The following is a 12612-nucleotide window of genomic DNA, read 5'->3' on the forward strand; positions in this document are numbered from 1 at the left end:
CCCAGCGATGAGTTGCGGGTGCCGACGGGGTCTGAACCGATGACAGCAGACCTCGTCCGCTCCGGAAGGAAGGCACCCGCCATGGGCAAGCTCGTCTCCACCCTCTTCGTCACCCTCGACGGTGTCTACCAGGCCCCAGGCGGTCCCCAGGAGGACACTCGCGGCGGCTTCACCCACGGCGGCTGGAGCTTCCCTTACGCCGATGAGGACTTCGGCCGGTTCATCGGCGAGGTCTTCACCCGTCCGGGCGCCTTCCTGCTGGGCCGCCGGACGTACGACATCTTCGCGACCTACTGGCCCAGGGTGACCGACCCCGCCGACCCGGTCGCCTCCCGGCTGAACTCGCTGCCGAAGTACGTGCCCTCCTCGACCCTGAAGGACCCCGGCTGGGCCGGTACGACGGTGCTGACCGGCGATCTCGCCGAAGAGGTCGCCGCCGTGAAGGAGCGCACCGACGGTGAGGTCCAGGTGCACGGAAGCGGCGCCCTCGTCCGCTCCCTGCTCGCGCTCGACCTCGTCGACACCCTTCACCTGCTGACCTTCCCGGTCGTGCTCGGCGCCGGGTTGCGGCTGTTCACGGAGGGCGCCGTACCGACCGCGTTCGAGCACACCGGCGGGAGCGTCACCGGCGCGGGCGTCTCGGTCCAGACGTACGACCTGAAGGGCCGCCCCGAGTACGGCGAGTTCGGTCTGCCGGAGGGTGCGTGAGGGCGCCTGAGGACGGTTCGAGGATCCCGGTGCGCGGGTGACTCCTGAGTCCTCACGGACACCGCGGGCCGGACGTCCGTCGGCACGTCAGACGGACTTCCGGCTCCCGGCCGCCGCGAACAGGGCGACTCCCAGTACGAGCAGTGTGACGCTCGCGTAGACCTCGTAGCCGTCGAGGAAGCCGAGACGCTGCACCAGGCCCCAGTTCCAGTCGGTGAACTCGTGCACCAGGCCCGCCACGCCCTGGACCAGGGCGAGGAAACCGAGAACCTCCAGTACCTGCTTCATGCCACCAGCCTCGTCCCGCGGACCCCCCACGGGCATCGGCCGCGGGACGAGACCCCTGGGACGGAAGTCCCCGCTCCGGTGCCACGACGGCACCGAAAGTCTGCGATGCGGCGACTTTCGTCGACGATCCCGCGCCAGGGCGGGCGCGCCGGGCCCGCGCTGCATAGATTGAGCGCTCGTGAGTGATGACGACGTGAGGCGCGCCTCCCCGCTGCCGGCGGGGCAGACGCCTCCGCTGTTCACCGGGCGCAGATGGTTCTTCCCGTCGGCTCTCCTGCACGACCTCGACCCCGACGCGGCACGGGCCGGGCGGCGCCCCCGGCGTACCGCCCGCGACTGGGTCGTCGACTTCACCTGCTTCCTGCTGGCCGTCCTGGTGGGCGCGCTGGCCCTGGAGGCCCTCGCCGACAACCCCCGTGTGCCGCACGGTCTGGCCGTGGTCGACCAGGTGATCGGTGCGCTGGCCTGCGCGGCCGTCTGGCTCCGCCGGCGGTGGCCGCTGGGGCTGGCCGTGGCGATGACCCCCCTCAGCTTCCTCTCGGAGACCTCGGGCGGCGCGGGCCTCATCGCCCTGTTCACCCTGGCCGTGCACCGGCCCTTCCGGTACGTGGGGTGGGTGGGCGGCGTCAACGTGGCGCTGGTGCCGCTCTACTACTGGGTGCGCCCCGACGTGGACCTCCCCTACCTGGTGAGCGTTCCCTTCGCCGTGGTGCTCACCGTGGCGGCCGTCGGCTGGGGCATGTTCGTCCGGGCCAAGCGGCAGCTCATGGTGAGCCTGCGGGACCGCGCCCGGCGTGCCGAGACCGAGGCGCGGCTGCGCGCCGAGCAGGCGCAGCGGCTGGCCCGCGAGGCCATCGCACGGGAGATGCACGACGTGCTCGCCCACCGGCTGACGCTGCTCAGCGTGCACGCGGGCGCCCTGGAGTTCCGGCCCGACGCGCCCCCGGCGCAGACCGCGCGGGCCGCGGGCGTGATCCGGGAGAGCGCGCACGAGGCGCTCCAGGACCTGCGGGAGATCATCGGGGTGCTGCGGGCCGCCGAGCCGGACGACACCGGCCGGCCGCAGCCGACGCTCGCGGCGCTGGACACCCTGGTCGCGGAGTCCCGCGAGGCCGGCATGAAGGTCTCCCTGGAGCACCGCGTCGAGGACCCCGCCGGTGTCCCGTCCTCCGTCGGCCGCACCGCCTACCGGATCGTCCAGGAGGGGCTGACGAACGCGCGCAAGCACGCCCCCGGCACGGAGGCCGCGGTGACCGTCACCGGTGCCCCCGGCACGGGTCTCACCGTCCGGGTACGCAACCCGCCGCCGGAGGGTGAGGTGCCGCCCGTACCCGGCTCCGGGCAGGGCCTGATCGGCCTCACGGAACGCGCGACCCTGGCCGGTGGCCGGCTGGAGCACGGGCCCACGGCGGAGGGCGGTTTCGAGGTGCGGGCGTGGCTGCCGTGGGGGTGACGTTTTCGGACCCGTCGCCCGGCTCGGCCGTGATTACGTAGGGCTCATGACTGCGATCAGACTGCTCCTCGTCGACGACGACCCGCTGGTGCGGGCCGGGTTGTCCTTGATGATGGGCGGGGCGGACGACATCGAGATCGTCGGCGAGGCCGCCGACGGCGCCGAGGCGGAGGTTCTCGTCGACCGCACCCGTCCGGACGTCGTGCTCATGGACATCCGGATGCCGGTGGTGGACGGTCTCACGGCGACGGAGCGGCTGCGCGCCCGCGAGGACGCCCCGCAGGTGGTGGTGCTCACCACCTTCCACGCCGACGGGCAGGTGCTGCGCGCGCTGCGCGCCGGTGCCGCCGGGTTCGTCCTCAAGGACACCCCGCCGGCCGAGATCCTGGCGGCCGTTCGCCGGGTCGCCGCCGGCGACCCGGTCCTGTCGCCCACCGTCACCCGCCAGTTGATGCGGCACGCCGTGGGCACCGCCGCCGACATGCGCCGTTCCCGGGCGCGGGACCGCCTGACCGTCCTCAACGAGCGCGAGCGCGAGGTCGCCGTCGCGGTCGGCCGGGGTCTGGCCAACGCCGAGATCGCCGCCGGCCTGTTCATGAGCGTCGCCACGGTGAAGACGCACGTCTCGCGCATCCTGGCCAAGCTCGGCCTCAACAACCGGGTGCAGATCGCACTGCTCGCCTATGACGCGGGGCTCCTGGAGGAGGAACCGGAGGAGCACTGACCATCGGACAGGCGCCGCGTGGGGATCGCTGTCGGCCCGTGGCCAGGTGGGTGTCGGGGTGGCCGGGCCGGTGGGTTTGGGCCCGTTCGTCGTCAGGCCCGTGTATGGGTGGCACCCCAGGGGTCCCGGACGTCGCGCGGTCAGGCGAGGCCCGGGGAGGTGCCGCCGGAGATCTCCGCCAGGTGTACCGGTCTGCGCTCGCGTCGCGACAGTTCGCATGCCTCGGCGACCCGCAGTGCCTGCAGCGCCTCGCGCCCGTCGCAGGGATTGGCCCGCTCGCCCCGGACGACCTCGACGAACGCGTTCAGCTCCGCCTCGTAGGCGGGGCCGAACCGCTCCAGGAAGCCCGTCCAGGGCTTGTCCGCGGCCGGCGGCCCGGTCGGCTCGGTGGACGCGATCGGCGTACGGTCGTCCAGGCCGACCACGATCTGGTCGCGCTCCCCGGCGAGCTCCATGCGCACGTCGTAGCCGGCTCCGTTCATCCGGGTCGCGGTGAGAGTGGCGAGCGTGCCGTCGTCCAGGGTCAGCAGAGCCGCCGCGGTGTCGACGTCGCCCGCCTCGCGGAACATCCGGGGCCCGGCGTCGGAACCGGCCGCGTAGACGTCCGTGACCTCCCGGCCGGTCACCCAGCGCAGCACGTCGAAGTCGTGGATCAGCGTGTCCCGGTACAGCCCGCCGGACAGCGGCAGCCACGCGGCGTCCGGCGGTGCCTGGTCGCTGGTCAGGGCCCGCACGGTGTGCAGCCGCCCCAGCCTGCCGGACCGCACGGCCTCGCGCGCCCCCGTGTAGCCCGCGTCGAAGCGGCGCTGGAAGCCCATCTGCAGAACCGTCCCGGCCGCCTCGACCTCGGCGATCGCGGCCAGGGACCCCGGCAGATCCAGCGCGATGGGCTTCTCGCAGAACACCGGCAGGCCCGAGCGTGCTGCCCGACCGATCAGTTCGGCGTGGGCCGACGTGGCCGTCGTGATCACCACGGCGTCCACTCCCCAGCGGAAGATCTCCTCCACACCGGGCGCCGCCGTCTCGCCCAGCCGGTGCGCCAGCTCCTGGGCCCTGGCCGGGTCCGCGTCCGTGAGGATCAGGGAGCCGACGTCGCGATGCCGACTGAGCGTGTTCGCGTGGATGGTGCCGATCCGGCCCGTACCGATGACGCCGATGCGCATGAAAACAAAGTGCGTGCACAGCCCGCCGCTGTCAATCTGCATGTCCGGACAATCTGACTACACGACTTCCCGTCAACAACGCACGGAGCTACGCTCGGCCCGTGCCGAAACCAGAAACGGACCCGACCGTGCAGCTAGAGCTGAGCGTGGACCGCAGCTCCCCCGTGCCGCTGTACTTCCAGCTGTCCCAGCAGCTGGAGGCCGCTATCGAGCACGGCACGCTGACCCCCGGCAGCCTGCTGGGCAACGAGATCGAGCTCGCCGCCCGGCTCGGCCTGTCCCGGCCGACCGTCCGCCAGGCGATCCAGTCGCTCGTCGACAAGGGCCTCCTCGTACGCCGCCGCGGCGTGGGCACCCAGGTCGTGCACAGCCAGGTCAAACGCCCGCTGGAGCTCAGCAGCCTCTACGACGACCTGGAGGCGGCGGGCCAGCGCCCGGCCACCCGGGTCCTCGTCAACGACCTGGTTCCCGCCTCCGCCGAGGTCGCCGCGGCACTCGGCGTCGCCGAGGACAGCGACGTCCACCGCGTCGAGCGCCTCCGGCTCGCCCACGGCGAGCCCATGGCCCACCTCTGCAACTTCCTGCCTCCCGGCCTCATCGACCTCGACACCGGCCAGCTGGAGACCACCGGGCTCTACCGGCTGATGCGATCGGCGGGCATCACCCTGCACAGCGCCCGCCAGTCGATCGGTGCCCGGGCGGCGACGACGGAGGAGGCGGACCGGCTGGCGGAGGAGACGGGCGCGCCGCTGCTGACCATGCAACGCGTCACGTTCGACGACACGGGCCGGGCCGTCGAGTACGGCACCCACACGTACCGCCCGACGCGCTATTCCTTCGAATTCCAGTTGCTCGTGCGTACTTAGGCGGCGCGGGGACCCGCGTGACGAGCCCCCGCCGGCCCGCACGCGGCGAGGATCCGCACCACCCCTGTGCTCCGCACGCTGCCTCCCCGTGAGGCAGAATCGGCGGCGATGAGCACCTACCGCGACTTCACCGCCCCCATCGGCTCCCGCCGTGCCACGGCGCTCCGCACCGTCGGCACCCGGGAGCGCCGCTCGCACCTGACGGCCCCCCGCGTGCCCACGGTCGGCATCGACATCGGCGGTACGAAGGTGATGGCGGGTGTCGTCGACGCCGACGGCAACATCCTGGAGATGCTCCGCACGGAGACCCCGGACAAGTCCAAGAGCCCCCAGGTCGTCGAGGACACCATCGCCGAGCTGGTCCTGGACCTCTCCGACCGGCACGACGTGCACGCCGTCGGCATCGGTGCGGCCGGCTGGGTGGACGCCGACCGCAACCGCGTGCTGTTCGCACCCCACCTGTCCTGGCGCAACGAACCCCTGCGCGACCGTCTCTCCGGCAGGCTCTCCGTCCCCGTCCTGGTCGACAACGACGCCAACACCGCCGCCTGGGCGGAGTGGCGCTTCGGCGCCGGCCGCGGCGAGGACCACCTCGTCATGATCACCCTCGGCACCGGCATCGGCGGCGCGATCCTCGAGGACGGACAGGTCAAGCGTGGCAAGTACGGCGTCGCCGGCGAGTTCGGCCACATGCAGGTCGTACCGGGCGGCCACCGCTGCCCGTGCGGCAACCGCGGCTGCTGGGAGCAGTACAGCTCCGGGAACGCCCTGGTCCGCGAGGCCCGCGAGCTGGCGGCGGCCGACTCGCCGGTGGCCTACGGGATCATCGAGCACGTCAAGGGCAGCATCGGCGACATCACCGGCCCGATGATCACCGAGCTGGCCCGCGAGGGCGACGCCATGTGCATCGAACTGCTCCAGGACATCGGCCAGTGGCTCGGTGTCGGCATCGCCAACCTCGCCGCCGCCCTCGACCCCTCCTGCTTCGTGATCGGCGGCGGGGTCTCGGCCGCCGACGACCTGCTGATCGGCCCGGCCCGCGACGCCTTCAAGCGGCACCTCACCGGCCGCGGCTACCGCCCCGAGGCCCGCATCGTCCGGGCCCAGCTCGGCCCCGAGGCCGGCATGGTCGGCGCCGCCGACCTCGCCCGGCTGGTCGCCCGCCGCTTCCGCCGCGCCAAGCGCCGCCGCGTGGAGCGCTACGAGCGCCTCGAGCGGTACACGCAGTCGCTCCGCAGTACCCAGGAGACGCCGTGACCGCCTCCCTGCCCCACCAAGGCCCCTGGCCCGACGACCCGGACCGTCCGGTCGAGGACCGCCGGCACATGATCCGCCGCAGGTCCCTCACCCTGCTGATCATCGTGCTCCTCATCGGCATCCCGGCCGGCTACCTCGTCATCTCCGCGAACCAGAGCCGCGACAGCGGCAAGGACAAGGAGGCGAAGTACTCGGCGACCGGCCTGACCGCGGGCTGGCCCTCCAAGCTCCAGCGCCGCATCTACCAGGTGCCCGTCCCGCACCCCGCCTGGCACGTCGCGTACTACGAGACCAACAACTGGAAGACCAGCCGCCTCTACACCCAGTTCGAGACCAACGCGGCCGGCCTGGACGCCTACCTGACCGGCCTGGGCGTGACCCGCGAGGACCTCAAGCAGGGCGACGTCACCATCGGTGCACGCGACCGGAAGATCACCGGCTGGAAGTTCGCCACGACCGGCTCCTGGTACGGCTTCGTCCACCGGCAGAAGAACCCGGCGCCCACCCACGACGTGGTCGTGGACCTGTCCAACCCGGCGTACCCCTGGGTGTACGTCGTCTCCCGGACCGTGCCCTGACCCGGCCGCCGGGGCCGATTGTCAGACCCCGCCCGTAGAGTCGGAGACGGATGATCCGACACGCGGGGCGGGAGGTGGCAGGACGTATGGGAGACACGGCTGCGACGGCCGCGCGGGACGGGGAGGCGACGGTCCCGGCCCGGCTCCCTGCCGTCTTCCTGCCCGCGCCCCTTCCGCGCGAGGGGCGCATCGCCTTCTGGGACCCCGAGGGAGAACCGCTGCCCCTGCGGGGCTCCGGCGACTCCGAGGACACCGGACATGCCGTGGAGACCGAACTGACCGTCGTCCGACGGCACGGCGCGACCGGCGTCCGGCGACGCACCACCCCCGCGCTGACCCTCCCGGTCGACGCCGCCCTGCCGCTCCTCGTGCGCGCCCGGCACGACCCCGCGGCCCACCCGGCCACGGCCTGCTGGGGCGCCGCCGCCCTGCACGCCCTGCGGCTGACCGCCCGCGGCCGGCTGCTGCCCGGCCTGACCGCCGCGGGCCACGACGCCTGGCGCGCCGGCCCCCTCGACCCGGACGACATCGCACACCTGCGCGCGGTGGCCGCCGCCCTGCCCTACGAGGGGCACGCCGTGCCGCTGGACGGCCCCGGCCCGATCCGCCTTCCCGAACCGGAGGCGCTGGTGCGGGCGTTCCTCGACGCCGTCGCCGACACCCTGCCCCGCACGCCGGCCGCACCCCACACCTCCGGCCGGCCCTTCGCGGCCCGCGAGGCCCAGCATCTGCCCACCGCCCACGACTGGGCCGCCGAAGTCGCCGCGGGCATGGACGCCGGCGTGCGGATCTCGCTCCGCCTGGACCTGTCGGCCTACGACCTGTTCGACGACGCCTTTGACGGCGGGGCCCGCAGCGCCGGCGCCGCGATCGTCCAGGTGCACAGCCTGGCCGACCCCACCCTCGTGGCCGACGCGGCGGCCCTGTGGGCGGGTGCGGCCGAGGACGCCTTCGGCCCTCGCGCGCGCGTGGACGCGGCTCTCGCCGTCCGCCGCGCGGCCCGCGTCTGGCCCCCGCTGGACCGGCTCGCCGGCCAGGACGTGCCCGACGTGCTGGCCCTGACCGAGGACGAGGTCACCGACCTGCTGGGCATCGCGGCGACCCGGCTCGCCGCGGCGGGGGTCGCGGTGCACTGGCCGCGGGACCTCGCGCAGGACCTGTCGGCGGCGGCGGTGGTCCGTCCCGCCCCCGGCTCGGCGACCGACGGCACCGGCTTCTTCGAGAGCGAGGACCTCCTCCAGTTCCGCTGGCAGCTCGCGCTCGGCGGCGACCCGCTCACCGACACCGAGATGGACGCCCTCGCCGAGGCCCATCGCCCGGTCGTCCGGCTGCGCGACCAGTGGGTGCTGGTCGACCCGGCGCTGGTGCGCAAGGCCCGCAAACGGGACCTGGGCCTGCTCGACCCCGTCGACGCGCTGTCCGTCGCCCTCACCGGCACGGCCGACGTGGACGGCGAGACGGTCCCGGCCGTCCCGGTCGGCGCCCTGGCCGCCCTGCGCGACCGCCTGACCGCGGGGATCCGCCCGGCCGAACCGCCCCCGGGCCTGCGAGCCACCCTCCGGGACTACCAGCTGCGGGGCCTGGCCTGGCTCGACCTGATGACCACTCTCGGCCTCGGCGGCTGCCTCGCCGACGACATGGGCCTCGGCAAGACCGTCACCCTCATCGCCCTGCACCTGAAGCGGGCCCGCCGCGACCCCACCCTCGTCGTGTGCCCGGCCTCCCTGCTGGGCAACTGGCAGCGGGAGATCACCCGCTTCGCCCCCGGCGTGCCCGTCCGCCGCTTCCACGGCCCGGACCGCAGCCTCGACGGCCTGGAGGGCGGCTTCGTCCTCACCACCTACGGCACCATGCGCTCGGCCGCCCCGGCCCTGGCCGAGCGAGCCTGGGGGATGGTCGTGGCCGACGAGGCACAGCACGTCAAGAACCCCTACTCCGCCACCGCCAAGGCCCTGCGCACCATCCCGGCCCCCGCCCGCGTGGCCCTGACCGGCACGCCCGTGGAGAACAACCTCTCGGAGCTGTGGGCCCTGCTCGACTGGACCACCCCGGGCCTGCTCGGCCCGCTGAAGTCCTTCCGCGCCCGGCACGCGCGTGCCGTGGAGAACGGCGAGGACGAGGAGGCGGTGGAGCGCCTGGCCCGCCTGGTGCGGCCGTTCCTGCTGCGCCGCAGGAAGTCCGACCCGGGCATCGTGCCCGAGCTGCCGCCCAAGACGGAGACCGACCACCCGGTGCCCCTCACCCGCGAACAGGCCGCGCTGTACGAGGCGGTGGTCCGCGAGTCGATGCTCGCCATCGAGACGGCCGAGGGCATGCCCCGCCGGGGTCTGGTACTGAAGCTCCTCACGTCGCTGAAGCAGATCTGCGACCACCCCGCGCTGTTCCTCAAGGAGGAGCACACCGCGGCCGCCGGAGACCGGCTCGCCGCCCGCTCCGGGAAGCTCGCCCTGCTGGACGAACTGCTGGACACGCTGCTCGCCGAGGACGGGTCCGCCCTCGTCTTCACCCAGTACGTCGGGATGGCCCGCCTGATCACCTCCCACCTGGCCACCCGTGCCGTCCCGGTCGACCTCCTCCACGGCGGTACGCCGGTCCCCGAGCGGGAGCGCATGGTGGACCGCTTCCAGGCCGCATCGACGCCGGTCCTGGTGCTGTCGCTCAAGGCGGCCGGCACCGGTCTCAACCTCACCCGGGCGGGCCATGTCGTGCACTTCGACCGCTGGTGGAACCCCGCCGTCGAGGAGCAGGCGACCGACCGCGCCTACCGCATCGGCCAGACCCAGCCGGTGCAGGTCCACCGCCTCATCACCGAAGGCACCGTCGAGGACCGCATCGCGGAGATGCTCCAGTCCAAGCGGGCCCTGGCCGACGCGATCCTGGGCTCCGGCGAGTCCTCCCTCACGGAACTGACGGACCGGGAGCTGTCCGACCTGGTGTCCCTGCGGAGGTCGTCATGACACCCCGCCCGGTCTGCGAACCGCCCACCCCGTCGTCCCCGCGGAGTACGTCATGAGCGCCCGCCCGTCCGACGAGGCCCGCCGTGCCCTGCGAGAGGCCCGGGAGCGAGCGGCCCAGGACCCCGCTCCGGCCCCGGCGGACCGCCCGGAGCCGCCGTCCATGACCGGGGAAGCGGCAGACCACGCGGCGCCCAGGCCGGCGGACGTGGCACGCGAGGCCCTGCGAAGGGCGGTGTCCGAGCAGCGGGGCGGTGGACGGGCGGACGCCGATGCCGTCGAGCCCGCTGCCCCCGAGGATGCCGAAGCGTCCGGGAACGCCGGTGGGTCCGGGGTCGCCCGCGGCGAGCGGGCGGACGGTGGCGTGCCTGCGGGGTCCGGGGCGGTCGTCGGTCGAGGGGCGGACGACGGCGGGTCCGGGGATGCCGGTGGTTTCGGGGATGCCGGTGGTATTGGGGTGGCCCCCGGAGGAAGGGGCGGTGGCACCGCGCCCGAGGGCACCGGCGCCGCCGAAGGCTCCGGCGGGCAGGAGGGAAGTGCCGTCCCCGACGCGGACCGTGCTGCTCGTCCGGAGGTCGCCGACGCACCCCGGGCCGGCGGTGCGAATGAGGGCCTCCCGGCGGCCGTGACGCCGGAGCCGCAGGCATCCGGCGACCCGCGGACGAGCCCTCCGGAGGCCACGCCGCTCCGCCCGGCCCCTGCGCATGCCTCCGATCCGGCAGAAGCCGGGCCCAGGGGGGCGGACGTCGCACGCGAGGCGCTGCGCGCGGCACGGGACGAAGCGCGGCGGGCCCGGGAGGAGACGGAGCGGGAAGGCGCCCGCCGCAGGCGCCGGGCCCGGCAGAGAGCCGTGGACGACAGAGCGGCGGCGGTGCGACGGGCCGGCGCGGACGCCCCCGGCCGGGGCGCGCGTGACGTGGGGCAGCTGCTGTCCGGTGCGTTCCTGATGCCGGACCTGCGGGACACGACCTCCGACGACGACCATGAGCCGACGGCCGGCGGGGCCGAGCGGACCGGCCGCACGGCCGACCTGCTGCGCGGCGCCGACGACCGAACCGCGGGCAGGCCGCAGGGCAGGCACGCCCCGACCACGCCGAACATCGGAGCGCCCGACAGCGCCCAGAGCCCCAGGCCCCGGACCGAGCCCTCTCCGCCCGAGTCCGGTGACCCGGCATCCCGTGATGCGAGCGGGCCACCGCCCATCGACGACCGGGCATCCCGCGACTCGGGCTCGGCCCCCCACGCCGCCCACCCCTCTCCCGTGAGCTCCGCACCCGTCGCCCCCGAGCCGCCCCCGGTCCCGCCCACTCCCGCCGCGGCCCGCACGCCTCGGCCCTCCCGAACCCCCCACTCGATGGCGGCTCCGGCGCGCGACCACGAACTCCGTCGCACCTTTCCGCCCCTCCCGCCCCGGGACGGCGACCGCTTCGCCGAGAGCTGGTGGGGGAACGCCTGGGTCGAGGCGCTGGAGCAGGGTGCCCTGGACGTGAAGCGGCTGGAGCGCGGGCGGGGATACGCGGGACAGGGGCATGTCGACGCCATCACCGTGACGCCCGGACTGGTGCTGGCCTACGTCCAGGGCAGCCGCCCCCGCCCCTACCGCGTCCAGGTACACCTGCGCACGCTCGACGACACCGACTGGGACCGTTTCCTGGACGTCGCCGCCGACCGCCCCGGGCACATCGCGGCGCTGCTGGACAAGGAGATGCTCCAGTCCCTCGCGGAGTGCGGCGTGCCGCTGCTGCCCGGCCCCGGAGACCTGGAGCCCCACTGCAGCTGCCCCGACCGCGGTCACCCCTGCAAGCACGCGGCCGCCCTCTGCTACCAGACCGCCCGGCTGCTCGACGCCGACCCCTTCGTCCTGCTCCTGCTGCGCGGCCGGGGCGAGCGGGAGCTGCTCGACGCGCTGTCCCGGCTGAGTGCCACCCGCGCCGCGCGCGCCGCGCAGGACAAGGGCCCTGCCCCGCTGCCCGGCGTGCGGGCCGCCGAAGCCCTCGCATCGCGCGCCCTGCCGCCCCTCCCCGCCCCACTGCCGCCCCTCGCGCATCCGGAGCAGCCCCCGGCCTACCCGGCGGCACCCGGGGGCCCGGACCCCTTCGCGCTGGACCAACTGGCCACGGACGCCGCCGCCCGCGCCCACGCCCTGCTCGCCGGCGGCCGTGACCCGGTCGGGCAGCTGACCTTCTGGCAGGACGCGGTCCGCCTCGCCGCCGCCCGCCCCGGAGCGGGACTCACCGCCGGTACGCGGGCGCTGTACGCGTCCCTCGCCTCCGCGGCGGGCCGCACCACATCGGAGCTGGCTCGCGCGGTAGCCGCCTGGCGTCAAGGCGGACTGGAGGGCCTCGCCGTCCTGGAAGAGCCGTGGGACCCGCCCGCCGGCCGGTTCGACCGGGCCAGGCCCCTGCTCCTCGCCGCCGACCTGCCCGCCTTCCGCCCCTGGCGCAACCACCTCACCCACCCCCACGGCCACCTCCAGCTCCGCCTCGGCCGCGACGGCCTCTGGTACGCGTACGAGTCCGAGCCGGGCCGCGACGACTGGTGGCCGAGAGGCATCCCCGACCCGGACCCGGTCGGCGCCCTCACCGGACTGGGTCTGCCCGGCGATCTCTGACTCCGCACCG

The 12612-nt window shown here is 74.5% G+C and carries 10 protein-coding genes; 8 read left to right on the forward strand and 2 right to left on the reverse strand.

The genetic code is table 11. From position 1 onward, the window contains the following. The first annotated feature begins 81 nt into the window (after positions 1-81). Complete coding sequence (locus ADK65_RS17485) at positions 82-708, forward strand: dihydrofolate reductase family protein (RefSeq protein WP_053671099.1); 627 nt, start codon at positions 82-84, stop codon at positions 706-708. 87 nt (positions 709-795) lie between these two features. On the opposite strand, the gene ADK65_RS17490 is transcribed toward ADK65_RS17485, so the two are convergent. Next, complete coding sequence (locus tag ADK65_RS17490) at positions 796-996, reverse strand: hypothetical protein (RefSeq protein WP_053671100.1); 201 nt, start codon at positions 994-996, stop codon at positions 796-798. 235 nt (positions 997-1231) lie between these two features. Here ADK65_RS17490 and ADK65_RS17495 point away from each other — a divergent pair, with 235 nt between their 5' ends. Both ADK65_RS17495 and ADK65_RS17500 read left to right on the forward strand, forming a co-directional pair. Then, positions 1232-2449, forward strand: coding sequence for a sensor histidine kinase (locus tag ADK65_RS17495; protein ID WP_199825655.1), 1218 nt, complete (start codon positions 1232-1234; stop codon positions 2447-2449). Positions 2450-2495: 46 nt separating this feature from the next. Then, complete coding sequence (locus ADK65_RS17500; protein WP_053671101.1) at positions 2496-3173, forward strand: response regulator; 678 nt, start codon at positions 2496-2498, stop codon at positions 3171-3173. A 140-nt stretch (positions 3174-3313) separates the two neighbouring features. On the opposite strand, the gene ADK65_RS17505 is transcribed toward ADK65_RS17500, so the two are convergent. Continuing rightward, the gene (locus ADK65_RS17505; protein ID WP_053671102.1) at positions 3314-4336 is read right to left on the reverse strand and encodes a Gfo/Idh/MocA family oxidoreductase; all 1023 of its coding nucleotides are present in this window, start codon (positions 4334-4336) and stop codon (positions 3314-3316) included. Between the two features lie 128 nt (positions 4337-4464). On the opposite strand from ADK65_RS17505, the gene ADK65_RS17510 reads away from it, so the two are divergent. The 5 genes from ADK65_RS17510 (at position 4465) to ADK65_RS17530 (ending at position 12602) form a co-directional block, all read left to right on the forward strand. Continuing rightward, positions 4465-5202: a GntR family transcriptional regulator gene (locus ADK65_RS17510; protein ID WP_053671103.1), complete on the forward strand. Its 738-nt coding sequence runs from the start codon at positions 4465-4467 to the stop codon at positions 5200-5202. A gap of 108 nt (positions 5203-5310) precedes the next feature. Further along, on the forward strand, positions 5311-6459 hold the full coding sequence (locus ADK65_RS17515; protein ID WP_053671104.1) for an ROK family glucokinase: 1149 nt from the start codon (positions 5311-5313) through the stop codon (positions 6457-6459). Next, positions 6456-7037 (forward strand): hypothetical protein, encoded by a 582-nt coding sequence (locus ADK65_RS17520; RefSeq protein WP_053671105.1) that lies wholly within the window; start codon positions 6456-6458, stop codon positions 7035-7037. The genes ADK65_RS17515 and ADK65_RS17520 overlap by 4 nt, the downstream gene beginning before the upstream one ends. Positions 7038-7123: 86 nt before the next feature. Further along, positions 7124-9994 (forward strand): DEAD/DEAH box helicase, encoded by a 2871-nt coding sequence (locus ADK65_RS17525; RefSeq protein ID WP_053671106.1) that lies wholly within the window; start codon positions 7124-7126, stop codon positions 9992-9994. 361 nt (positions 9995-10355) lie between these two features. Continuing rightward, positions 10356-12602, forward strand: a complete 2247-nt coding sequence (locus tag ADK65_RS17530; protein WP_078956026.1) for an SWIM zinc finger family protein — start codon at positions 10356-10358, stop codon at positions 12600-12602. Positions 12603-12612 lie beyond the last annotated feature (10 nt).

Origin of the sequence: Streptomyces sp. NRRL B-1140 (genome assembly GCF_001280065.1) — a bacterium.
Classification (GTDB): domain Bacteria; phylum Actinomycetota; class Actinomycetes; order Streptomycetales; family Streptomycetaceae; genus Streptomyces.

Excerpts from the sequence above, each read along its gene's own strand:
- ADK65_RS17485 (WP_053671099.1), top strand. The coding sequence starts at position 82 with ATGGGCAAGCTCGTCTCCACCCTCTTCGTCACCCTCGACGGTGTCTAC.
- ADK65_RS17490 (WP_053671100.1), bottom strand. The coding sequence starts at position 996 with ATGAAGCAGGTACTGGAGGTTCTCGGTTTCCTCGCCCTGGTCCAGGGC.
- ADK65_RS17500 (WP_053671101.1), top strand. The coding sequence starts at position 2,496 with ATGACTGCGATCAGACTGCTCCTCGTCGACGACGACCCGCTGGTGCGG.
- ADK65_RS17505 (WP_053671102.1), bottom strand. The coding sequence starts at position 4,336 with ATGCGCATCGGCGTCATCGGTACGGGCCGGATCGGCACCATCCACGCG.
- ADK65_RS17515 (WP_053671104.1), top strand. The coding sequence starts at position 5,311 with ATGAGCACCTACCGCGACTTCACCGCCCCCATCGGCTCCCGCCGTGCC.
- ADK65_RS17525 (WP_053671106.1), top strand. The coding sequence starts at position 7,124 with ATGGGAGACACGGCTGCGACGGCCGCGCGGGACGGGGAGGCGACGGTC.